At 67.0% G+C, this 21,197-nt stretch carries 22 protein-coding genes; 10 read left to right on the top strand and 12 right to left on the bottom strand.

Annotation, left to right across the window (positions count from 1 at the left end; all coding sequences use genetic code 11):
* Positions 1 to 72 precede the first annotated feature (72 nt).
* Positions 73 to 555: a hypothetical protein gene (locus tag IP69_RS18120; RefSeq protein WP_054144245.1), complete on the top strand. Its 483-nt coding sequence runs from the start codon at positions 73 to 75 to the stop codon at positions 553 to 555.
* Positions 556 to 745: 190 nt separating this feature from the next.
* Here IP69_RS18120 and IP69_RS18115 read toward each other — a convergent pair whose 3' ends face one another.
* The gene (locus IP69_RS18115) at positions 746 to 1,672 is read right to left on the bottom strand and encodes a nitronate monooxygenase (protein ID WP_054144235.1); all 927 of its coding nucleotides are present in this window, start codon (positions 1,670 to 1,672) and stop codon (positions 746 to 748) included.
* A gap of 227 nt (positions 1,673 to 1,899) precedes the next feature.
* On the opposite strand from IP69_RS18115, the gene ggt reads away from it, so the two are divergent.
* Positions 1,900 to 3,462: a gamma-glutamyltransferase gene (gene ggt / locus IP69_RS18110; RefSeq protein ID WP_054144234.1), complete on the top strand. Its 1,563-nt coding sequence runs from the start codon at positions 1,900 to 1,902 to the stop codon at positions 3,460 to 3,462.
* Between the two features lie 139 nt (positions 3,463 to 3,601).
* On the opposite strand, the gene IP69_RS18105 is transcribed toward ggt, so the two are convergent.
* From IP69_RS18105 to hrcA, 6 genes are all read right to left on the bottom strand, one after another.
* A complete protein-coding gene (locus IP69_RS18105; RefSeq protein ID WP_054144233.1) occupies positions 3,602 to 3,841 on the bottom strand; it encodes a DUF2283 domain-containing protein in 240 nt (79 codons plus the stop codon).
* A gap of 15 nt (positions 3,842 to 3,856) precedes the next feature.
* Complete coding sequence (lepA, locus tag IP69_RS18100; protein ID WP_054144244.1) at positions 3,857 to 5,662, bottom strand: translation elongation factor 4; 1,806 nt, start codon at positions 5,660 to 5,662, stop codon at positions 3,857 to 3,859.
* Between the two features lie 161 nt (positions 5,663 to 5,823).
* Complete coding sequence (locus IP69_RS18095) at positions 5,824 to 6,075, bottom strand: DUF3297 family protein (RefSeq protein WP_054144232.1); 252 nt, start codon at positions 6,073 to 6,075, stop codon at positions 5,824 to 5,826.
* Between the two features lie 72 nt (positions 6,076 to 6,147).
* Complete coding sequence (locus IP69_RS18090; RefSeq protein ID WP_054144231.1) at positions 6,148 to 6,540, bottom strand: type II toxin-antitoxin system VapC family toxin; 393 nt, start codon at positions 6,538 to 6,540, stop codon at positions 6,148 to 6,150.
* On the bottom strand, positions 6,537 to 6,827 hold the full coding sequence (gene vapB / locus IP69_RS18085; protein ID WP_054144230.1) for a type II toxin-antitoxin system VapB family antitoxin: 291 nt from the start codon (positions 6,825 to 6,827) through the stop codon (positions 6,537 to 6,539). The genes IP69_RS18090 and vapB overlap by 4 nt, the downstream gene beginning before the upstream one ends.
* A gap of 100 nt (positions 6,828 to 6,927) precedes the next feature.
* Entirely contained in the window at positions 6,928 to 8,013 is a 1,086-nt protein-coding gene (gene hrcA, locus IP69_RS18080; RefSeq protein ID WP_054144229.1) for a heat-inducible transcriptional repressor HrcA, read from the bottom strand.
* Positions 8,014 to 8,165: 152 nt separating this feature from the next.
* Here hrcA and rph point away from each other — a divergent pair, with 152 nt between their 5' ends.
* The 3 genes from rph to hemW all read left to right on the top strand — a co-directional run bounded on the left by rph (position 8,166) and on the right by hemW (position 10,907).
* The gene (gene rph / locus IP69_RS18075) at positions 8,166 to 8,882 is read left to right on the top strand and encodes a ribonuclease PH (RefSeq protein ID WP_054144228.1); all 717 of its coding nucleotides are present in this window, start codon (positions 8,166 to 8,168) and stop codon (positions 8,880 to 8,882) included.
* A 169-nt stretch (positions 8,883 to 9,051) separates the two neighbouring features.
* On the top strand, positions 9,052 to 9,687 hold the full coding sequence (gene rdgB / locus IP69_RS18070; protein WP_054144227.1) for an RdgB/HAM1 family non-canonical purine NTP pyrophosphatase: 636 nt from the start codon (positions 9,052 to 9,054) through the stop codon (positions 9,685 to 9,687).
* Positions 9,688 to 9,707: 20 nt separating this feature from the next.
* Positions 9,708 to 10,907, top strand: coding sequence for a radical SAM family heme chaperone HemW (gene hemW, locus IP69_RS18065; protein ID WP_054144243.1), 1,200 nt, complete (start codon positions 9,708 to 9,710; stop codon positions 10,905 to 10,907).
* A gap of 89 nt (positions 10,908 to 10,996) precedes the next feature.
* Here hemW and IP69_RS18060 read toward each other — a convergent pair whose 3' ends face one another.
* Positions 10,997 to 12,205: a penicillin-binding protein activator gene (locus tag IP69_RS18060; RefSeq protein ID WP_248306888.1), complete on the bottom strand. Its 1,209-nt coding sequence runs from the start codon at positions 12,203 to 12,205 to the stop codon at positions 10,997 to 10,999.
* A gap of 190 nt (positions 12,206 to 12,395) precedes the next feature.
* Here IP69_RS18060 and rsmI point away from each other — a divergent pair, with 190 nt between their 5' ends.
* Both rsmI and IP69_RS18050 read left to right on the top strand, forming a co-directional pair.
* Positions 12,396 to 13,310: a 16S rRNA (cytidine(1402)-2'-O)-methyltransferase gene (gene rsmI / locus IP69_RS18055; RefSeq protein WP_054144226.1), complete on the top strand. Its 915-nt coding sequence runs from the start codon at positions 12,396 to 12,398 to the stop codon at positions 13,308 to 13,310.
* Positions 13,307 to 13,699, top strand: a complete 393-nt coding sequence (locus IP69_RS18050) for a YraN family protein (protein ID WP_054144225.1) — start codon at positions 13,307 to 13,309, stop codon at positions 13,697 to 13,699. Before rsmI ends, IP69_RS18050 begins: the two co-directional genes overlap by 4 nt.
* Positions 13,700 to 13,705: 6 nt before the next feature.
* Here IP69_RS18050 and IP69_RS18045 read toward each other — a convergent pair whose 3' ends face one another.
* Positions 13,706 to 14,038, bottom strand: coding sequence for a type II toxin-antitoxin system PemK/MazF family toxin (locus IP69_RS18045; RefSeq protein ID WP_054144224.1), 333 nt, complete (start codon positions 14,036 to 14,038; stop codon positions 13,706 to 13,708).
* Positions 14,035 to 14,331, bottom strand: a complete 297-nt coding sequence (locus IP69_RS18040; protein WP_082359447.1) for an antitoxin MazE family protein — start codon at positions 14,329 to 14,331, stop codon at positions 14,035 to 14,037. Before IP69_RS18040 ends, IP69_RS18045 begins: the two co-directional genes overlap by 4 nt.
* Positions 14,332 to 14,548: 217 nt before the next feature.
* On the opposite strand from IP69_RS18040, the gene gshB reads away from it, so the two are divergent.
* A complete protein-coding gene (gene gshB / locus IP69_RS18035) occupies positions 14,549 to 15,499 on the top strand; it encodes a glutathione synthase (protein WP_054144223.1) in 951 nt (316 codons plus the stop codon).
* A gap of 29 nt (positions 15,500 to 15,528) precedes the next feature.
* On the opposite strand, the gene IP69_RS18030 is transcribed toward gshB, so the two are convergent.
* Complete coding sequence (locus tag IP69_RS18030) at positions 15,529 to 17,193, bottom strand: hypothetical protein (RefSeq protein ID WP_156323532.1); 1,665 nt, start codon at positions 17,191 to 17,193, stop codon at positions 15,529 to 15,531.
* A gap of 128 nt (positions 17,194 to 17,321) precedes the next feature.
* On the bottom strand, positions 17,322 to 18,098 hold the full coding sequence (gene moeB / locus IP69_RS18025) for a molybdopterin-synthase adenylyltransferase MoeB (RefSeq protein WP_054144221.1): 777 nt from the start codon (positions 18,096 to 18,098) through the stop codon (positions 17,322 to 17,324).
* A 181-nt stretch (positions 18,099 to 18,279) separates the two neighbouring features.
* Between moeB and IP69_RS18020 the strand changes: the two genes are divergently transcribed.
* Positions 18,280 to 19,281 carry a BMP family ABC transporter substrate-binding protein gene (locus tag IP69_RS18020; protein WP_082359446.1) on the top strand — a complete coding sequence of 334 codons (1,002 nt, stop codon included), beginning with the start codon at positions 18,280 to 18,282 and terminating at the stop codon, positions 19,279 to 19,281.
* 253 nt (positions 19,282 to 19,534) lie between these two features.
* Complete coding sequence (locus tag IP69_RS18015) at positions 19,535 to 21,067, top strand: ABC transporter ATP-binding protein (protein ID WP_054144220.1); 1,533 nt, start codon at positions 19,535 to 19,537, stop codon at positions 21,065 to 21,067.
* Positions 21,068 to 21,197: the final 130 nt, after the last annotated feature.

The following is a 21,197-nucleotide window of genomic DNA, read 5'->3' as shown; positions in this document are numbered from 1 at the left end:
TCCACTTGCCAGGCGGCGTGAATGGGAGTGCCATGACGTTGGGGCAGACGCGCCCCTGCGATGGAGACGACCATGTTGAGGAATGCCATCCTTGCCGGTGCTGCCCTGGCGGCGCTGACGGCCCTGCCGGTCACCCGGGCGGCGGCGCTGACGATGAAGGAATGCAGCGCGAAATATCAGGACGCCAAGAAGGCCAACACGCTGAAGGGCCAGAAGTGGAACGACTTCCGCAAGGCCCAATGCGCCGATGACGACGCCGACGAGAACGAGGCCGCAGCCGCCGTAAGCGAGCCAGCCGCGCCGGCCGTGACGCCCGCGAGCGCCCCGCTGAACACGCAGGCCAAGCCCGCCGCCGCGACGGCGAAGGCCAAACCCGCCGTGTTCCCGAAGGCGGTGGCGTCGAAATACAACGACCTCACGGCCGGCAGGGCGCGTCTCAAGACCTGCGCCGACCAATACAACGCCAACAAGGCCGCCAACGCCAATGGCGACCTGAAATGGATCGCCAAGGGCGGCGGCTACTGGAGCCAGTGCAACACGAAGCTGAAGGGCTGAGGGGCGGGAGCGAAGGGTCGGTTAGCCGGGCTCTGAACCTCCACCGTCATCCCGGGCTTGTCCCGGGATCCATCGTAGGGCACTGGCGGCGCTCTATGATGGATCGCGGATCTGCGTCTCTTTGCGGCGCGTCCGGGATGACGGCACGGATGAACGAACGATCAGCGGGCGACGATGCAGGAAGGCTCGCTCAGCCCGAAAGCGAGGCCCGCGCCTGGCGGTACTCGGTCAGCAGCCGCGCGCCCAACTCGGCGGTTGTCGGTACGTCCTCGATCGCGCCGACGCCCTGGCCGGCCGACCAGATCGTCTTCCAGACCTTGGCCTCGTTGCCGAGGTCGAGCTTGCCGTGGGAGACCAGATTGTCGGGGTCGAGGCCGGCAGCCTGGATGCTTTCGCGCATGAAATTGGCATGCACGCCGCTGATTGCGGGCGTGTAGAGGATATCCGCCGCATGGCTGCGCAGCAGCATGTCCTTGTAAGCCGGGTCGGCCAGGCTCTCGGTGGTGGCGATGAAGCGGGTGCCGAGATAGGCGAGATCGGCGCCCATCATCTGCGCAGCGGCGATCTGGGCGCCCGTCGAAATCGCGCCCGCCAGCACGATCGTGCCGCCAAAGAAACGCCGGATCTCGGAGACCAGCGCAAAGGGGCTCATCGTGCCGGCATGGCCGCCGGCGCCAGCCGCGACCGCGATGATGCCATCGACGCCGGCTTCCGCTGCCTTCTGGGCATGGCGCAGGCTAATGACGTCGTGGAAGACCAGCCCGCCATAGCCATGCACGGCCTTGACCAGATCGGGCACCGCGCCGAGCGAGGTGATGACGAGCGGCACCTTGTGCTGGGCCGTGATCGCCAGATCGGCCTCCAGGCGCGGATTGGAGCGATGGACGATGAGATTGACGCCGAAGGGCGCCGCATCGGGAATATCGGCGAGCCGCTCCTCGATCTCGTCGAGCCAGGCGACGTAACCCTCGCTGGTGCGCTGGTTCAGCGCCGGGAAGGTGCCCAGGATGCCAGCCTTGCAGGTCTCGACCACGAGATCGGGGCCCGAGACCAGAAACATCGGCGAGGCAATGGCGGGCAGGCGCAGGCGCCCGGCGAGCGAGGCAGGTAGCGGCACGGTCTTACATCTCCCCAGCTTCGGTTTCTTGATCCCGGTCGTATCAGCGCGCGTGCCCATGGGAAACCCGTTGCAGGGCACGGATGCACCCGGGGCGCTTGCCAAACGGCGCGCGCTGCGCGAGTGCGGATATGACAGACCGACAAAAAGCCGGCCGACCCTTGGGAGACAGCGACGTGAGCAACCCCCACCAGCGCGACTACGAACTCCCCGGCCGTTCAGTGGTGATGGGCCGGCGCGGCATGGCCGCGACCTCCCACCCGACCGCGACGCTCACCGCGATCAGCATCCTGCAGGCTGGTGGCAATGCGATCGACGCAGCTGTGGCGGCCTGCGCCGTGCAATGCGTGGTCGAGCCGGGCTCAACCGGCATCGGCGGCGACTGTTTCGTGCTGATGGCGCAAGGCGGCAGCGACACGGTTATCGCCTATGACGGCTCGGGCCGTGCGCCGGCGGCGGCGACGCTCGACTGGTATCTGGCGCAGGGCTTCAGCGAGATTCCACGCCAGTCCCCCCATGCGGTGACGATTCCGGGCTCGGTCGAGGCCTGGGCGACGCTGGTCAAGGACCATGGCCGCCTGCCGCTGGCGACCCTCCTGCAGCCGGCGATCGAACTGGCGCGGGACGGCTATGTGGTGGCGCCGCGCGCCGCCGCCGATTGGGCCGGGCAGGCCGCGCTGATGGCGAAGGACGAGCCGACCGCGCGCGTTTTCCTGCCCGAGGGCCGCGCGCCGCTGGCCGGCGAGATCCACCACCAGCGCGAACTCGCCACGACGCTGCAGGCCATCGCCGAGAAGGGGCCGAGCGCCTTCTACGAGGGCGAGATCGCGCAGGACATGGTCGACCGCCTGCGCGAGCTCGGCGGCCTGCATACGCTGGAGGATTTTCGCGAGGCCAAGGGCGGCTATGTCACGCCGATCAGCACGCGCTTTCGCGGCCATGACGTCTTCGAATGCCCGCCGGCCGGACAGGGCGTGATCGCGCTGATGATCCTCAACATTCTCTCGGGCTTCGAGCCCGGCAGCGACCCGCTCTCGGCGGACCGCCTGCACATCGAGATCGAGGCGTCCCGGCTCGCCTATTCGGTGCGCGACGCGGTGCTGGCCGACCCTGGCCATGGCGAGGTGCCGCTGGACTGGCTGCTCTCGGAAGAGTTGGCAGCGCAGCTGCGCAGCCAGATCGACCTGAAGCAGGCGATCAAGGAATTGCCCTCCTTCGCGCCCACCGAGGTGGAGCATGCCGACACCGTCTATATCAGCGTCGTCGATGGCGACGGCATGGCGGTGAGCTTCATCAACTCGGTGTTCCACCCCTTCGGCGCGGCGCTGGTCGCGCCCAAGAGCGGCGTGCTGCTGCAGAACCGCGGCCAGGGCTTCGTGCTCAAGACCGGCCACCCCAACGCGATTGCGCCGCGCAAGCGCCCGCTGCACACGATCATCCCCGGCATGATGCTGCGCGACGGCAAGGTCTGCCTGTCTTTCGGCGTGATGGGCGGGCACTACCAGGCGATGGGCCACGCCCATCTGGTCAGCAAGGTCCTCGATTACGGGCTCGACCTGCAGACCGCGATCTCGCTGCCGCGCGTCTTCCCGCGCCCGGGGCAGGTCGCGATCGAGGCGGAAAAGACGTTGCCTGCGGCGGTGAAGGCCGAGCTGGAGCGGCGCGGCTTCACCTTCACCGCGCCGGGCGCGGCGATCGGGGGCGGCCAGGCGATCGCGATCGATCCGGTGACCGGCGTGCTGTCGGCGGGCTCAGACCACCGCAAGGATGGCTGCGCGCTGGGTTGGTGAGGTTCGCCTGGCGAACCGAACCGCCGTCATCCCGGGCGCAGCGAAGCGGAGACCCGGGATCCATGCCTGAACCGTTCAGGAATGGATCCCGGATCGGCGCCGCTGACGCGGCTTGTCCGGGATGACGCGCAGGGGGGAGCTAGTCCCCCACCACCAGAGGTAGCTTCAACGAGCGGCCGGCGACCTCGACCGTCAACTCAAGATCATTTTCCAAGGCAAGCTGGCGTCGCGCGTCGAGCAGCTCGATCCCGTAGATCACGCCATTCGCATCAAAATCGATGAGAACCTCGTCGCTGACCTGAACGGTCTTGAGCTCTCCCGGCTCTTTGCCGAGGGTGATGTAAGCAGCGTTGACGGCGGGATCATACGTGACTTGCACCGTGACGCTCCCCGCTCAATCGTCCATCTTCAGCGCGGCGATGAAGGCTTCCTGCGGGATCTCGACGCGGCCGAACTGCCGCATCTTCTTCTTGCCTTCCTTCTGCTTGTCCAGAAGCTTGCGCTTGCGCGAGGCGTCGCCGCCATAGCACTTGGCGGTGACGTCCTTGCGCAGGGCGCGGATGGTTTCACGCGCGATGATCTTGCCGCCGATCGCCGCCTGCACGGGGATCTGGAACATGTGCGGCGGGATCAGATCCTTGAGCTTCTCGCACATGGCACGGCCGCGGGAATCGGCGCGCGAGCGGTGGACCAGCATCGAGAGCGCATCGACCGGCTCGGCATTGACCAGGACCGACATGCGCACGAGGTCGCCCTCGCGATAATCGGTGATGGCGTAGTCGAAGGAGGCATAGCCCTTCGAGATCGACTTCAGCCGGTCGTAGAAATCGAACACCACCTCGTTGAGCGGCAAATCGTAGACGACCTTGGCGCGCGAGCCGACATAGGACAGGTCGGTCTGGACGCCGCGACGGTCCTGGCAGAGCTTCAAAACCGAACCGAGATAGTCGTCGGGGGTGAAGATCGTCGCCTTGATCCAAGGCTCCTCGATCGTCTCGATCTTCATCACGTCGGGCATGTCGGCGGGGTTGTGCAGTTCCAGCACCGTGCCGTCGCGCAGGTTGAGACGATAGACGACCGAGGGCGCCGTCGAGATCAGGTTGAGGTTGAATTCGCGCTCCAGCCGCTCCTGGATGATCTCCAGATGCAGCAGCCCGAGGAAGCCGCAGCGGAAGCCGAAGCCGAGCGCAGCCGAGGTCTCCATTTCATAGGAGAACGAGGCATCGTTCAGGCGCAGGCGGCTCATCGCGGCGCGCAGCGTCTCGAAATCGGCGGCATCGACCGGAAAGATGCCGCAGAACACCACCGGCTGCACCGGCTTGAAGCCCGGCAGGGCCTGGGGCGTCTGGCGCTTCTCGTCGGTGATGGTGTCGCCGACCGCCGTGTCCGCGACCTCCTTGATGGAAGCCGTGAAGAAGCCGACCTCGCCGGGGCCGAGTTCCTTGACTTCGGACATCTTCGGCTTGAACACGCCGACGCGGTCGACGCCATAGGCGGCGTTGGCGCGCATCATGCGGATCGTCATGTTCTTCTTCAGCACGCCGTCGATGACGCGCACGAGCACGACGACGCCGAGATAGGCGTCATACCAGGAATCGACCAGCAGGCATTTCAGCGGGGCCTCGCTGTCGCCCTTGGGGGCGGGCAGCTTCTGGACGATCGCCTCCAGCACGCCCTCGATATTGATGCCGGTCTTGGCCGAGATCGCCACGGCTTCCGAGGCGTCGAGGCCGATCACATCCTCGATCTGCTGCTTGATGCGCTCAGGCTCGGCGGCGGGCAGGTCGATCTTGTTGAGGACGGTGACGATCTCGTGGCCGGCGTCGAGCGCCTGATAGACGTTGGCCAGCGTCTGCGCCTCGACGCCCTGCGAGGCGTCGACCACCAGGAGCGAGCCCTCGCAGGCCGCGAGCGAGCGCGAGACCTCATAGGCGAAGTCGACATGGCCGGGCGTGTCCATCAGGTTCAGGATGTAATCCTTGCCATCCTGCGCGCGATAATCGAGCCGGACGGTCTGCGCCTTGATGGTGATGCCGCGCTCTTTCTCGATATCCATCGAGTCGAGCATCTGCTCGCTCATGTCGCGTGCGGCGACCGTGCCGGTGGTCTGAATCAGCCGGTCGGCCAGCGTCGACTTGCCGTGGTCGATATGCGCCACGATCGAGAAGTTGCGAATGTTGTCGAAGGTCTTCGTGCTCATGCGCGGGCCATAGCAGCGAAGCCGCATTCCGCCAAGGGTTTGCGGCGTCGCGGATCTGAGAGACCATGGCTACGCCTGCAAGCGCAGCGGGGAGGGCCGACAGTGTGGTCGCGATCAGGCGAGACGGTCTCGGCGAGCCCTGCCCGGCAGAAGCACGCGGCTCAGGCCTCCGCGGGCGGCTCGCGGAAATAGGGCTCGACCTCACCCTTGAGCTTCACCGTCATCGGGTTGCCGAAGCGGTCCTTGGCGGAGCCAGCAGTCAGGCGCACCCAGCCCTCACTGACGCAGTATTCCTCGACATTGGTCTTCTCGACGCCCTTGAAGCGGACGCCGATATCCCGCGCCAGCAGTTCTTCGTTGTAGAAGGGGCTGTTGGGATTCGAGGAGAGGCGGTCGGGGAGAGTGTCGGTCATCGGAGCCTCGCAATCGGTTTTCGATGGCACCGTTAGCCCGATAAGAGCCTCAAGCCAATGCCGTTCGACCGTTCAGCCCTGCCAGTCCTCGACGCGAAGCCCCTCGACACGCGAGAATTCGGAGACGTTGTTGGTGACCAGGATCAGACCGCGCGCCAGCGCCTGCCCGGCGATCAGGACGTCATAGGGGCCGATCGGCGCGCCGCGAGACCGGAGCGCAGCACGGATCTGGCAAGCGCAGCGCGCGTCGGCATCGGTGAAATCGAGGCGGACGAAGGGAAGCTCCTGGGCTCGCGCAATGGTTTCATCCGTCCGCGAGCCGTGAAAAGCGCCGTAGTAATATTCGTGCATCACAATGCTGGAGAGGACGATGTCGCTCACGGCGACATCGCGGATTCTCGCTCGGACCGCGCGATGGCCGCGCATCAACGCCGTCAGCGCATTGGTATCGAGCAGATAGATCATTTGAAGAAATCGTCGAGTTCGGGTCGCTCCTGCTGCGGCAGCTTCTCGTTGATGGCCTCCTCGAAGGCCGGATCGAAGTCACCGGTGATCTTGTCGAGCCAGGCCCACTGGTCCTCGATAGGTTCGATGATGACCTGTCGTCCCTCGCGGCGGATTTTCACCGCATCACCCTCGAAGCGGAATTCCTTAGGCAGACGCACGGCCTGAGAGCGCCCGGACCAGAACAGCTTGGCCTCGCCAGGGGGGCTTGGCTGCGATCGAACGGTTTTGGTTTTGGCGGGGCTCATCGGCGCCTCCCATGCTACATATCAATTCCAACTTGATATGTAGCATGGTTCCTGCTGGAATCCCAGCTTCTGCGCCGCTGGAGCGTGCCGAAGGTGGATTCTACCGCTCCCCATCCAGCAGCCGCCCTACCACCTTGGCGGTGTAGTCGACCATCGGCACGATGCGGGCATAGTTCAGCCGGGTCGGCCCGATGATGCCGACGACGCCGACGATGCGCTGCTCGGAATCGCGGAAGGGCGCCGCCACCATCGAGGAGCCCGACATCGAGAACAGCTTGTTCTCCGAGCCGATGAAGATGCGCACGCCATCGCCGGCCTCGGCGCGCGAGAGCAGGTCGATGACGTCCGTTTGGGTCTCCAGATCGCCGAAGAGCAGGCGGATGCGCTCGAGATCCTCCTGTGCCTTCAGGTCTTCCAGAAGATTGGCCTGGCCGCGCACGATCAGATGGCGGTCGCTGGTGGGGCCCGACGAGGTCGCGATGCCGCTCTCGACCAGTCGCGCCGTCAGCGAATCGAGTTCGCTTTCCATCTGGGCGCGGTTCTGCGCGATTTCGGCACGCAGTTCGCCGAGCGTCTTGCCCATGATGCGGGCGTTGAGGAAATTTGCGGCCTCGCTCAGAGCCGAAGCCGGCAGGCCCGGCGGCAAGGCCAGCAGGCGGTTTTCGACCGTCCCGTCATCGGCGACCAGCACCACCAGCGCCCGGGCCGGATCGAGCCGGACGAATTCGATATGCTTGAGCCGCGCATTGGCCTTGGTGGTGACGACGACGCCGGCGCCGCGCGACAGCCCCGAGAGCAGCGCCGAGGCCTCGGTCAGCGTGCCGTCGAGCGTGCGTCCCGTCGCGGCGGCCTTCATCTGCGCCTCGATACGGGTCCGCTCGTCCAGAGTCAGGTTGCCGACCTCCATCATCGCATCGACGAAGAAGCGCAGACCCCGTTCCGTCGGCAGGCGCCCCGCCGAGGTGTGCGGCGCGAAGATCAGCCCGGCCAGTTCGAGATCGGTCATGACGTTGCGGACCGTCGCGGGCGACAGCGCCATCGGCAGCAGGCGGGCGATGTTGCGTGATCCGACCGGCTCGCCCGTGGTCAGGAAGCCATCGACGATCTGGCGGAAGATCTCTCGCGAGCGTTGATCGGTCTCGATCAACCCGCTCGGGGATTCGGGGCGCGGTGTATGGGCGCTCATTTCGGGTGTAAATTCGGGTTCGACATCGGGTGATTGTCGGCTTCGGCTTTCGGGGGATCAAGCGAAAACGCGCACCGCCAGCGCCCAACCTTGCCCCGCCGGACCCAACCGCCTACAAGCCGCCATTCTCTCAGACATTTTAGGATACCGCCATGCGACCCTCCAAACGCGCCGCAGACGAGATGCGCAAGGTCACGCTCGAACGCGGCGTGGTGCGCTATGCCGAGGGCTCCTGCATGGTCTCGTTCGGCGAGACGAAGGTGCTCTGCGCCGCGACCGTCGAGGAAAAGGGGCCGCCCTGGCTGCGCGGCACCGGCAAGGGCTGGGTCACGGCCGAATATGCGATGCTGCCGCGCGCCACGCATGAGCGCAACCGCCGTGAGGTCACCTCGGGCAAGCCGTCCGGGCGCACGCAGGAGATCCAGCGGCTGGTCGGGCGCTCGCTTCGCGCCGTGGTCGATCTGACCGCGATCGGCGAGCGCCAGATCGTGGTCGATTGCGATGTGCTCCAGGCCGATGGCGGCACTCGCACCGCCTCGATCACCGGCGCCTGGGTGGCGCTGCACGACGCCCTGAAATGGATGGAAGCGCGCTCCATGCTGAAGGGCTCGAACCCGCTCAAGGACCATGTCGCGGCGATCTCCTGCGGCATCGTCGCCGGCAACCCGGTGCTCGACCTCGATTATATCGAGGATTCCGGCGCGCAGACCGATGCGAACTTCGTCATCACCGGCACGGGCGGCCTCGTCGAGGTGCAGGGCACGGCAGAGGGCGCGCCGTTCTCGGAGGAAGAGCTGATGGCGCTGCTGAAGCTCGCCAAGGGCGGGGTGAGCAAGCTGGTGGCGCTGCAGAAGGCGGCCGTTGCTTAAGCGAATTTCATATCATCCGTCCCGAAATATTCGCTCGGAACCACGCCGTCATCCCGGACGTAGCGAAGCGCAGCTCCGGGATCCATCATAGGGCGCCGTCGCGCTTTAGGATGGTTCCCGGGGCAAGCCCGGGATGACGGCGAGGTTCGGGGCCAGAAAGGGCTGACCAGTGACATCCCACCGCCTCCTCACCGGCAAGGTCGTGATCGCGACCCACAACAAGGGCAAGCTCGTCGAGATGCGCGAGCTGATGGCGCCCTACGGGATCGAGCTGGTGTCGGCCGGCGAGCTCGGCCTGCCCGAGCCCGACGAGACCGGCTACATGTTCTCGGAGAATGCGGCGATCAAGGCGGTCGCGGCGGCTGAGGCCTCGGGCCTGCCGGCGCTGGCGGACGATTCCGGGATTTGCGTCGATGCGCTCGATGGCGCTCCGGGGCTGTTCTCGGCCAACTGGGCCGGGCCCGGCAAGGATTTCAAGCCGGCGATGGCGCGTGTGCTCTCCGAGATGGCCAAGCGCGGCGCGACGGCGCCAGACCAGCGCAAGGCGCATTTCGTCTCGGCGCTGGTGATCGCCTGGCCGGACGGCCATGAGGAGCTGTTCGAGGGCCGGGTTTACGGCACGATCGTCGACGCGCCGCGCGGCACGGGCGGGTTCGGCTACAACCCGATTTTCCAGCCTGATGGCTATGACGTGACCTTCGCGGAGATGTCGAGCACCGTGAAGAGCGGTGCCGAGGACGCTCTATCGCACCGGGCGCGGGCCTTCAAGCAGCTCGCGGCGGCCTGCCTGCGGGCGCCGCAGTGAGCATGCCTACCGAAACGGCCATGAGCGGTGCGGCCAGCCTCGCACCGTCCCCCCCGATCCTCCATCCCACGTCGGATGCGGGCTTCGCCGTCTATGTGCACTGGCCGTTTTGCCTGGCGAAATGCCCCTATTGCGACTTCAACAGCCATGTCCGCCTGCAGCCGCCCGACCAGGCGCGCTACATCGCCGCCTTCCGGCGCGAGATCGCCCATCGCGCCGCGTTGGCGCCGGGCCGGACCGTCAACTCGATCTTTTTCGGCGGCGGCACGCCCTCGCTGATGGAGGGCCGCACCGTCGGCGCGATCCTGGATGCGATCGGCGAATTCTGGGCGATCGACCCGAACTGCGAGGTTTCGCTTGAGGCCAATCCGACCAGCGTCGAGGCCGGGCGTTTCGCGGATTTCCGGGCGGCGGGTGTCAACCGCGTCTCGCTCGGAGTGCAGGCGCTGAACGACGCCGATCTCAAGGCGCTGGGGCGGATGCATTCGACGCGAGAGGCCTTGGATGCGGTCGCGATCGCGCGAAAATACTTCGAGCGCTACTCCTTCGACCTGATCTATGCCCGCACGCCGACGCAGACTCCGGCCTTGTGGCGGGCCGAACTCGAACTGGCGATCAGCCACGCGGCGGAGCATCTCTCGCTCTACCAGCTCACCATCGAGCCCGACACGATGTTCGAGCGCCTGTACAAGGCCGGCAAGCTCGCGATCCCCGACCATGAAGCCGGCGCCGTGCTCTACGAGATCACGCAGGAGATTACCGCGCGGCACGGCCTGCCGGTCTACGAGATCTCCAACCATGCCCGCCCCGGCGCGGAATGCCGGCACAACCTCGTCTACTGGCGCTATGGCGAATATGCCGGAATCGGCCCCGGCGCCCATGGCCGCGTGGTGACGGCTGAGGGCCGGATGGCGCACTCCACCGAGAAGCGCCCCGAAGCCTGGCTCGAACGCATCGAGGCCGAAGGCCATGCGCTGGTCGAGAACGACCGCCTCGATAACGTGGCTCAAGGCGACGAGTATCTGCTGATGGGGTTGCGTCTGGTCGAGGGAATCGATCCCGCCGTGTTCAAGGCCCTGTCGGGACGGTCCCTGAGCGAACGCCGCGTCGCAAGCCTGGTGCTGGACCGGGTTTTGACCCGCAAGCCCGGCGGTAAGCTTGCCTGCACCCCGGAGGGCGCCCTGCTGCTGGACGCGGTGGTGGCGGATCTGGCGGCGTAAAGCGCACCGTCATTCTCGGGCGAAGCGCAGACCCGAGAATCTCTCGATCAGGAGATGCTCGGGTCAAGCCCGAGCATGACGCCGAATCGTTACTGCGTCCGCGGTCCCAGATCGCGCGGCGCGGCGTTCACCGTGACGATCTGGCCGTTGCGCAGTTCGAGCACGGCGAGGCCGCGGTCGATCTGGCCATCGGGGCGAAAGCGGAAGACGCCGTCGGCGCCGGCGAACCCCGACGCATTGGTCAGCACAGCTTCCGAGAAGCGCTGGGACCCTTGCGTGCGCGCCAGCGCCGCCGCCAGCGAGACCGCATCATAGGCCAATGTGGCGGTGCGCGTCGGCGCTGCGTTGAAGCGGGCCTGGTAGCGGCCGGCGAAGGCGTTGAAGCCGGCGGTGTCGGGCGAGGCGAACCAGCCGCCCTGGATCGCCGGCACGCGCGCAACATTGGCGTCGTTCCAGACGCCGGTGCCGAGCGGCTTGACCTTGGTCGGGTCGTAGCCGGCCTGCTGCAGCGCGAGGCCGAGTGCCGGCATGGTGTCTGCGGCGGCGGGCACGAACAGCGCATCCGCCTGCTGCAGGGCCGGGGTCAGCCGCGCCGCGGCGGCGTTCATCGAATTCTGGTCAGGCGTAAAGCGCTCGATCACGACGACGCGGCCCCCGCGGGCGGCGACCGCCTGCTGGAACGCCGCTTCGACAACCTTGCCATAGGCGGTGTCGGGCAGCATGGCGGCGAAGGATTTGCGTCCCTGCTGCGAGGCATAGGCGATGACGCGGTTGACGTCGTTTTCGGGCGGGAAGGACAACAGGTAGATGCCGCGCGTCGCGACGCTGGTGTCGCTGGAGAAGGCGATGACCGGCCGGTTGGCGCCGCGCGCGACCTGGCCTGCGGCCTGGACGGATGGCGCAAAGAGGGGGCCAATGATGAGCTCCGCGCCTTCGCGCAGCGCCTCCTGCGCGGCGGCCTGGGCGCCGTCGGGCGTGCCGCGGTCATCCTTGACCAGCAGCGTCAGGTCGGCGTTGGGAAATTCGGCCAGCGCCATCTCAGCCGCGTTCTTCAGCGCGTTGCCGACGACGGCGCCCTGCCCTTCCGCGGTGAGCGGCAGAATGAGACCGACCTTGACCTTGCCGGCACCGATCGTCTGGCCAGTGCTCGGCGCCGGCTGGCCGGATGTGGCGGCGCTGTCGAAGCCCGGCAAACCGCTGGGCCCGCCGCTGCAGGATGCGAGCGCGAGGCAAGCCAGCGCGGCCAGCGAAGGCAGGCTTCGCCGCCGGACCGGTTCGATGAGCCGATGACGCAACACGGGCGATCTCCAGATCTCGGGCCGGACCGGCCGATGGGCCGTCCGGCGGTGCAGTCCCCCGACCGAGGGACTCTCCTGCCAGCGCGGCATGGTATTTTCAAGTTGTTAACTCTGTGTTGCACGCCCCGGGCGAGATGACAGCCGGGAGCCGCGATGGCGCGCAGCGCGCAGCTGTGGCAGGTTCGCGCCGATGTCGATCGCCCCCACGCCAGCGCCGCGCGCAACCACATACACCGCCTTCGGGCTAAAGGCGGAAGCCGAGCCGCTGTCGCCGGGGCTCCATATCGTCGCGACGCCGATCGGCAATCTGCGCGACATCTCGTTTCGCGCGCTGGCGACGCTCGCCGCAGCCGACGCGATCCTGGCCGAAGACACCCGGACCTCGAAGACGCTGCTCGTGCATTACGGCATCTCGACGCCGCTCTACCCCTATCATGAGCACAACGCCGAGCAGATGCGGCCGAAGATCCTCGCCAAGCTGCGCGAAGGCGGCAAGCTCGCCCTGATCTCCGACGCCGGCACGCCTCTGGTCTCCGATCCCGGCTACAAGCTCGTGGCGGAACTCGTCGCGGAAGGGCTGCCGGTGACGGGCATCCCGGGCCCATCGGCCGTGCTGGCGGCGCTGGTGCTGGCGGGGCTACCGACCGACCGCTTCTTCTTCGAGGGTTTCCTGCCGCCCAAGGCGGCGGCACGGCGCGGGCGCCTCACCGAACTCGCGGCCATTCCGGGCACGCTCGTTTTCTTCGAGTCGCCGCGCAGGCTCGCCGAGATGCTGGCGGACGCGGCAGCCGTGCTGGGGGAGCGCACGGGCGCCGTCGCGCGCGAGCTGACCAAATATTACGAGAACGTGCGTCGCGGGCCCCTCTCCACGCTGGCGGCGCATTACGAGGACGAGGAGGAAGCCCGCGGCGAGATCGTCGTGATCATCGGGCCGCCCGGCGCCGAGGAACTGGCGCCATCTCGCGACGTCATCGCCGAGCGGCTGCGCGCGGCGCTCGCCCAGGTGTCCTTGAAGGAGGCGGTGGCGCAGGTCGCCGCCGAGACCGGCCAGCCGCGCCGCAAGGTCTATGCGCGCGCGCTGGAACTGACCCGCGAGGAGCCTTGACGGAAGGCCGGACCGGCGAAGCCCGCAGCCGGCGCGCCCGACGCTCCGGCGTCACCGGCGCGCGGGCGGAGTGGCTCGCGATACTGTGGCTCGCCGCCAGGGGCTATCGACTGCTCGCCAGGCGTTTCGGCGGCAAGGGCGGCGAAATCGACCTGATCGTCAAGCGGGGACGGACGATCGCCTTCGTCGAGGTCAAGGCGCGCGGGGCTATGGGCGATGCGCTCGTTTCGATCACGCCGGATAAGCACCGGCTGGTCGAACTGCGGATCCGACAATGGCTGGCGCGCAACCCCTGGGCGATGGACCATCATCTGCGGGCCGACGCCGTCTTCCTCGCGCCCTGGCGCTGGCCGCGGCATGTGCAGGCAGTGGTCGAACTAGGGCTGTGATACCTGTCAATCAGGCTCCGCGAGCCCAAGAACGAAGGCCAGCATCCGATTCAAGGTCAGCATCTGCTCCTCATCGGCGCGACCAAACACAGGACCGACCTTGCTCCGGGGAACGGCAAACAGTTTTTCGACCAAAACATCAGACGGCTCGCGCAGCCCGTTTTTCGATGAAGGCACCATCGGCAAGCGGAACAGCGGGGCATCGAGGTGGTGCGTGCTCAGCGTCGCGACCACTACGCTGTCGACAGCCGTGAGCGCGTCCGCCTGGACAATGATTGCGGGCCGCGGCTTCCCGTAATCGCCCGACAGCGCGACGGTAACCAGATCGCCACGCCTCATCTCGGCTTGGTCTCGTTGTCCAAGGACGGATCCCACGCCGGCGGTGGACCCTCCGGTCCCCACTCATAGGGCGGGAGATCGAGGTCAGCCGTCGCCCTCTCAATGAAAGCCATGACCTCTTCATGATCGGGCGCAGCATTGATGATCGCCGCCTGTCTCGCCGCTTCCTCGGCAAATCCGGGCGCATTGACGTCCGGCACCCAGATGCGCAGCAGCTTCAGCCCCTGCTTTTTCTTGTCGGCGCGGTAGCGGGCGAACTTGCTCTGGGCGTTCTTCGCTGCGGGGCTGGACATGGCGGCTCCAATCGCCTCGGGCGGCGATTGGTCACCAAGGTAGCGCGCTACCTTGGTGCGGTCAATTTAAGAGCCTCGCCCTCGTCACCTCGTCCTTGTGCCGCCATCCATGCGGGAAGCCCCCCTTGCCGACGCGGGGCGGGCCGGTCGATAAGGGCGCGCAGGCGTCGGTCTTGCCGGACTCGACTTTCCTGACGAACTTCCCGGAGCGCACATCATGACCCTCACCGTCGCCATCCAGATGGACCCGATCGAGCGCCTGCGGGTGGCGGGCGATACCGGCTTTGCGCTGATGCTGGAGGCGCAGGCGCGCGGGCACACGCTGTTCACCTACACGCCCGACAAGCTCTCGATGCGCGAGGGCAAGGTGACGGCGCCGATCCGGCCGGTGACGGTGCGCGATGTCGAGGGCGACCATTTCAGCGCCGGCGCAGAGGTTCGGACCGATCTCTCGACGCTGGATGTCGTGCTGCTGCGGCAGGACCCGCCCTTCGACATGGCCTATGTCTCGACCACGCATATGCTGGAGCGCATCCACCCCAAGACGCTGGTGGTCAACGACCCGTTCCATGTCCGCAATGCGCCGGAGAAGCTCTTCGTCACGCATTTTCCCGAGCTGATGCCGCCGACGCTGATCACCCGCGACAAGGCCGAGATCGAGGCTTTCCGCGACGAGTTCGGCGAGATCGTGATGAAGCCGCTCTACGGCCATGGCGGCGCGACGGTGTTCAAGACCAGCAAGGACGACCCGAATTTCGGCTCGCTCTACGATCTCTTCGCCAATCTCTTCCGCGAGCCCTGGGTGGTGCAGGCCTATATCAAGGAGATCTCGGAGGGCGACAAGCGCATCATCCTGATCAATGGCGAGGCGGCAGGCGCGGTCAACCGCGTGCCGGCGGTCGGCGATCTGCGCGCCAATATGGTGCGCGGCGGCGCGGCCAGGCCGACCGATCTGTCGAAGCAGGAGCTGGCAATCTGCGAGGCGATCGGGCCGTCGCTCCGTGAACGTGGCCTGCTGCTTGTCGGCATCGACGTGATCCATGGCAAGCTGACCGAGATCAACGTCACCGCGCCGACCGGCGTGCGCGCGATCAAGAAGCTCGGCGGGCCCGATCTGGCGGCGCAATTGTTCGACGTCATCGAGGCCAGGGTCGCCCATCGCGCCTGACCGAGCGGCGCGGATGCGGGCGCGGCCCGTCAGCCTTTGACGAAGCCCTTCCAGCAGGCGCCGAGTTCGATCTCGCGGCGTCCGGCCATGGCGGGGGCATAGACCCTGTGCAGCGCCTGGTTGGCGACCGTCACCGGGCAGAGCGGCAGCAGAATCAGATCAGCCGCGGCGACGGCGGCCAGCGCCTTCGCATCGGGCTGCGGCACGGCGCGAAACGGATCGGCGCCGATCGCGATGTGGCGCACGCTGCCCCGACTCATCAGTGCCGGGAACGGGTTGACGAAGTTCAGGCTCATGATCGTCGCGAACCGGACGCCCGTCTTGGCCTCATGGGCCAGGATCGCGGCGATGCCGGCATCGACCGCCAGCAGCCAGCCGAGCTGGAAGTCGAGTTCCGAATAGAGCGTCTGGCCGGGCAGGATCTCCTGCCGCGCGATCGCCTCGAAGGTCTCGATCGAACCGGCGTAGATCGCCTGCATCTTGGCGGCCCTGCCCACCACCTCAGGGTGCTGCGAGACCTGGCCCAACGTCCCAAGATGGGTCTGCGGCAGCGGAATATAGCCGGCCTGTGCAAGCCCCGCCCGCCCGGCCCGCTGCAGCACCGTCTCGACCGGCGGGATCGCGGTCGCCGCCACCAGCGCGAGAACAGCGAAGGCGCCGTGTCGACCGCTTCCGGCCCAGCCCAACACGATACCGAGCAGCACCGGCCAAACGAAGATAAACGCCTGGCCGCCCGTGTTCTGGGTTTCCAGAAACAACCCTGCCACCAGGGTGACGGCGAGCCAGAAGAGGTCGCGGTCCAGCAAATGCCGCAGTGCGGGCCATGAGCGCTCTCGCACCAGTCGACGCAGGCAAGCCATCAGTTGCTGGCGCTCGAGCCAGCCCAGCGTCAGCATCAGAGCGGAGCCGGCCGCGACGATATCGAGATGCAACGATGCGGCCCGGAAGAAACGCTCCAGGATGCCGCCTGCATTGATCTCGAGCAGCGCCAGAATGCTGGCGGCATACGCGCTGAGAAGACCGCCCCGCAGTTCCAGGATGGCCAGGCCGAGCCCACCGACCAAGATGGCCAGAAGGCTCGTGCGGATGTCGATCCGGCCCGCCACCAGCCCAAAGGCGACGATCAGCCCGCCGGCGAGGAAGCCCGTGATCTTGATCAGCAGCAGGGCAAGCAGGCACCAGACCAGCACGCCCGTCAGCACGCGCCGGTCACGCAGGGTGGTGAGGCCGCAGACCAGCACGTAGAGCACGATGCTGATCTGGCGATTGTAGATGCCGAAACCGTCGATACCGGGGAAAAACGAGTGCTGCTCGACATTGATCGGCAGGATCTGGAAGACGAGATAAGGCAGGAGCAGCCCGAAGGCGGTCGCGCGCGAGGCCCTGTCGGCTTCCCGCAGGATCAGGACCATCGGTGGTGCCGTGATCGCGAACAGCGACCATTGTGCCAGCAGGAGCGGCTGCGCTTTGGGAAAGACATCGCCGAGCCCGGCATAGAGCCAGTACCCCAGCGGCCCCACAGGGGTGATGAAATCGAGCAAGGGCACTTGCCCATCGGCCATCCGGCGGGCGGCGTCGATGTAGAGCACCAGATCCCAGTACATCGCGCCGAGCGGCAGCATCAGGGGCTGGGTCAGGAGCAGCGCGCAGATCAGCACGGCGCCAGACAGCACGACCAGGGGGGACAGGAGCAAGGACCGCCAATGCATGCTGGCGGGGGGTGCAGCCTCCATCGGTTGGTCGGCCTGCATGCTCACCTCGCCATCGAACCGCCGTGACCGAGGCTCGATAACGCAAACAGGTTAAAACTCCGCTGAAACGTCTATCGCGCAGTGCCGTTCAGGCTGTTGGTCTCGTCCCAGCCATAGCGCATCGTCTCGAAGCGCATTGTCAGGGCATCGACCAGCAGCAGCCTGCCGACCAGCGGCTCGCCGAATCCGGTGATCGCCCGGATCACCTCCAGCGCCATCAGCGAGCCCATGACGCCTGGCAGCGCGCCGAGGATGCCGGCTTCCGCGCAGGTCGGCACTGAGCCGGCCGGGGGCACATCGGGGAAGAGGCAGCGCCAGGTCGGGTTGGGGCGGCCGTCGGGAGCGTTCTCATGCGCGCGGATCGTCGTCAGCGACCCGTCGAAGCGGCCGAGCGCGGCCATGACGACAGGCTTGCGCTCGTGGAAGCTCGCATCGGAGACGGCATAGCGGGTGGCAAAATTGTCAGAGCCCTCGGCGACGACGTCGTAAAAGGCGATCAGGGCGCGGGCATTGTGGGGATCGAGCCGCGTGACATGCTCCTCGACCACGACATGGGGGTTGAGCCGCTTGACGAAGGCGGCGGCCGCCACGGCCTTGTGGGCGCCGATGTCGTCCGTGCCGTAGATCGTCTGGCGCTGCAGGTTCGACAGCGAGACGGTGTCATCATCGACGATGCCGATATGGCCGACGCCGGCAGCGGCGAGATACTGGATCAGCGGCGCCCCAAGCCCACCCGCGCCGACCACGAGCACCCGCGCGCGCTTGAGCTTCTGCTGGCCGGGGCCGCCGATTTCCGGCAGCACCAGGTGGCGGGCATAGCGTTCGACCTCGTCTTCGTTCAGGCTCATTCGGGCAGGGTTAAGCCGATCCCGCGCCGGGGGCAATCGCGCGGCGCGACAGGGGTGGTCCGCGCGCCATGCGGCACAGTCTCCAGACCGATCCGAGACCGCTTGGCCGCGCCCGAAAGCCATGCCATCGTATCTGCCAGATGGGGCGGTCAACGCCCCCAGACATCGACAGGGGATTTCCATGCAGTTGAAATCGCTCGCGCTGGCGCTGGCCGGCGTTGCTCTTTCGGCCGTCGCGGCGCTGGCGCAGACGGCGATCAAACCGGCCATCGTCTATGACAAGGGCGGCAAGTTCGACAAATCCTTCAACGAGGGCGTCTTTGCCGGCGCCGAGCGTTTCAAGGCCGAAACCGGCGTCGAGTTCCGGGATTTCGAGCCGACCAACGATGCCCAGATCGAGCAGGCGCTTCGCCGATTCGCCCGCGACGGCCACTCCCCGATCATTGCCGTCGGCTTCAGCCAGGCGACCGCGCTGCAGAAGGTCGCCGCCGAGTTCCCCGACCTGAAGTTCACCATCATCGACATGGTGGTCGATCTGCCGAACGTGCAGTCGGTCGTGTTCAAGGAGCATGAGGGCTCCTATCTCGTCGGGTTGCTCGCCGGCATGGCTTCGAAGACCGGCAAGGTCGGCTTCGTCGGCGGCATGGACACTCCGCTGATCCGGAAGTTCGCCTGCGGCTACATCCAGGGCGTCAAGGCGGCGAAGAAAGACGCCGAGATCTTCCAGAACATGACCGGCTCGACGCCGGCCGCCTGGAACGACCCGGTCAAGGGCGGCGAGCTCGCCAAATCGCAGATCGACCGCGGCGCCGACGTGATCTACCACGCCGCCGGCGGCACCGGCATCGGCGTCCTGCGCGCCACGGCCGACGCAGGCAAGCTCGGCATCGGCGTCGATTCCAATCAGAACGCCCTGCAGCCCGGCCGGGTTTTGACCTCGATGCTGAAGCGCGTCGATGTCGCAACCCACAGCTCCTTCAAGGCGGCGCGCGACGGCGCCTGGAAGCCGGGCATGTCCGTGCTGGGCCTGAAGGAAGACGGTGTCGGCTGGGCGCTGGATGAGGCCAACAAGGCGCTGGTCACGCCCGAGATGAAGGCCGCGGCCGACAAGGCCCGCGCCGACATCATCTCGGGCGCGGTCAAGGTCCACGACTACATGTCGGATCAGAAGTGCGCGGTGTGAGGCAGCCGCGTCGCGGTCATGGCACGGGGAACCCTCTGCCGGAGGGAGAGGGCAGGGTGAGGGGTCGGCCACTCGATCATTTAAGTCATATCCGCCCCGACACAGGCTTCAGGCTAGCGATGTCTGGCCGTCACCTCTCCCCTGCCCCTCTCACTGATCTCGGGCTTGCCCGAGATCAGCCCTTCCAAGTGTCGATGTCGGCAACAGCCGACATCGATGCAGGAGAGGGGTTCTCCGTCCTGGCTCCTTTCCCATGACGATATCCGCATCCGCCATCGAACTTACCGACATCTCCAAGCGCTTCGGCCCGGTGCAGGCCAATCGCGAGGTGTCGCTCTCGGTCGCCGCCGGCTCGATCCATGGCATCGTGGGCGAGAACGGCGCGGGCAAATCGACGCTGATGTCGATCCTTTACGGCTTCTATGAAGCCGATTCCGGCGAAATCCGGGTCGACGGCAAGCCTTGCCGCATCCGCACCCCGGCCGATGCGATCGCCGCCGGCATCGGCATGGTCCATCAGCACTTCATGCTGGTGGAGACGCTGAGCGTCGTCGAGAACGTCGTGCTCGGCGCCGAGGGCGGTGCCTGGCTCAGTGGGGGCGTCAAGCGGGCCCGGGCCGAACTCGCAAGGCTTTCGGCGCAGTATGGGCTCGTCATCGACCCCGACGCCATCGTCGGCGAGCTCTCGGTGGGCTTCCAGCAGCGCGTCGAGATCCTGAAGGCGCTCTATCGCGGCGCGCGGATCCTGATCCTCGACGAGCCGACCGCCGTGCTGACGCCGCCGGAAGCCGACCAGCTCTTTGCGCTGCTGCGGGCGTTGCGGGACCAGGGCAAGACCGTCATCCTGATCACACACAAGCTGCGCGAGATCATGCAGGTGACGGACAGGGTCTCGGTGATGCGGCGCGGCGAGATGGTCGCGCATCTGGCGACGCCCGAGACCTCCCCGCCCGAGATCGCCGAAGCAATGGTCGGCCGCAGCGTGCTGCTGCGGGTCGAGAAAGAGTCGAGGCCGGCGGGCGCGGCAGTGCTGGAGGCGGTCGGGCTCGACCTTGTCGATGCGCGGGGCGTTGCATTGCTGAGCGGCATCGACCTGACGCTTCATGCCGGCGAGATCGTCGGGATCGCCGGTGTTGCCGGTAACGGCCAGAGCGAACTGCTCGAGGTCCTGGCCGGGCTCAGCCACCCGTCGCGCGGCGTGGTCAGGCTCGACGGGAAAATCCTGTCCAGCACTGAGCGCAACCCGGCGCGCTTGCGCAAGCTGGGGGTGATGCACATTCCGGAGGACCGACATCGCACCGGCCTCGTCACGGCTTTCCCGGCGGCAGAGAACGCCATCCTGGGCTATCAGGACGATCCGGCGCTCGGCCCCGGCCCGTTCCTGTCGCCCGCGACGATCGCGGCACGGGCGGCCCAGACCTTCGCGGCTTATGATGTGCGCCCGCCGGACCCCGCCCTGAAGACCGCCAACTTCTCGGGTGGCAACCAGCAGAAGATCGTGCTCGCCCGCGAAATCGAGCGTGCGCCGAAGGTGCTGCTCGTCGGCCAGCCGACGCGCGGCGTCGATATCGGCGCGATCGAATTCATCCACCGCCGGCTGATCGCCTTGCGTGACGCGGGCGTCGCGATCCTGCTCGTCTCGGTCGAGCTCGAGGAGGTGATGGCTTTGTCGGACCGCATCCTGTGCCTATGCGGCGGGCGGATCACCGGCGAGCGGATGGCGGACGCCGCCGACGAACGCGATCTCGGGTTGCTGATGGCCGGCGTGACGGAGCAGGCGGCGTGATGCGGACGATAGCCTTGTGGGCGCTACGGCATCCTTCCTTCTCCCGGATGGGAGAAGGTGGCCCGGAGGGCCGGATGAGGGCCTGCCGCTATTTCATTCTGCAGCGTCCGGGCCCCCCCCCCCCCCCCCC

Source organism: Allobosea sp. AAP35, from assembly GCF_001295925.1.
Lineage (GTDB): Bacteria > Pseudomonadota > Alphaproteobacteria > Rhizobiales > Beijerinckiaceae > Allobosea.
Note: the sequence above shows the minus strand (reverse complement) of the source record. Positions and strands in the feature narration are given on the sequence as shown.

What these genes read in the sequence shown, in the direction of transcription:
- IP69_RS18015 (WP_054144220.1), top strand. Translation starts at nt 19,535, where the DNA reads ATGACGATATCCGCATCCGCCATCGAACTTACCGACATCTCCAAGCGC.
- gshB (WP_054144223.1), top strand. Translation starts at nt 14,549, where the DNA reads ATGACCCTCACCGTCGCCATCCAGATGGACCCGATCGAGCGCCTGCGG.
- rph (WP_054144228.1), top strand. Translation starts at nt 8,166, where the DNA reads ATGCGACCCTCCAAACGCGCCGCAGACGAGATGCGCAAGGTCACGCTC.
- hrcA (WP_054144229.1), bottom strand. Translation starts at nt 8,013, where the DNA reads ATGAGCGCCCATACACCGCGCCCCGAATCCCCGAGCGGGTTGATCGAG.
- vapB (WP_054144230.1), bottom strand. Translation starts at nt 6,827, where the DNA reads ATGAGCCCCGCCAAAACCAAAACCGTTCGATCGCAGCCAAGCCCCCCT.
- IP69_RS18045 (WP_054144224.1), bottom strand. Translation starts at nt 14,038, where the DNA reads ATGAGGCGTGGCGATCTGGTTACCGTCGCGCTGTCGGGCGATTACGGG.
- moeB (WP_054144221.1), bottom strand. Translation starts at nt 18,098, where the DNA reads ATGAGCCTGAACGAAGACGAGGTCGAACGCTATGCCCGCCACCTGGTG.
- IP69_RS18095 (WP_054144232.1), bottom strand. Translation starts at nt 6,075, where the DNA reads ATGACCGACACTCTCCCCGACCGCCTCTCCTCGAATCCCAACAGCCCC.
- IP69_RS18040 (WP_082359447.1), bottom strand. Translation starts at nt 14,331, where the DNA reads ATGTCCAGCCCCGCAGCGAAGAACGCCCAGAGCAAGTTCGCCCGCTAC.
- IP69_RS18020 (WP_082359446.1), top strand. Translation starts at nt 18,280, where the DNA reads ATGCAGTTGAAATCGCTCGCGCTGGCGCTGGCCGGCGTTGCTCTTTCG.
- IP69_RS18120 (WP_054144245.1), top strand. Translation starts at nt 73, where the DNA reads ATGTTGAGGAATGCCATCCTTGCCGGTGCTGCCCTGGCGGCGCTGACG.
- ggt (WP_054144234.1), top strand. Translation starts at nt 1,900, where the DNA reads ATGGGCCGGCGCGGCATGGCCGCGACCTCCCACCCGACCGCGACGCTC.
- rsmI (WP_054144226.1), top strand. Translation starts at nt 12,396, where the DNA reads ATGTCGATCGCCCCCACGCCAGCGCCGCGCGCAACCACATACACCGCC.
- IP69_RS18090 (WP_054144231.1), bottom strand. Translation starts at nt 6,540, where the DNA reads ATGATCTATCTGCTCGATACCAATGCGCTGACGGCGTTGATGCGCGGC.
- hemW (WP_054144243.1), top strand. Translation starts at nt 9,708, where the DNA reads ATGAGCGGTGCGGCCAGCCTCGCACCGTCCCCCCCGATCCTCCATCCC.
- lepA (WP_054144244.1), bottom strand. Translation starts at nt 5,662, where the DNA reads ATGAGCACGAAGACCTTCGACAACATTCGCAACTTCTCGATCGTGGCG.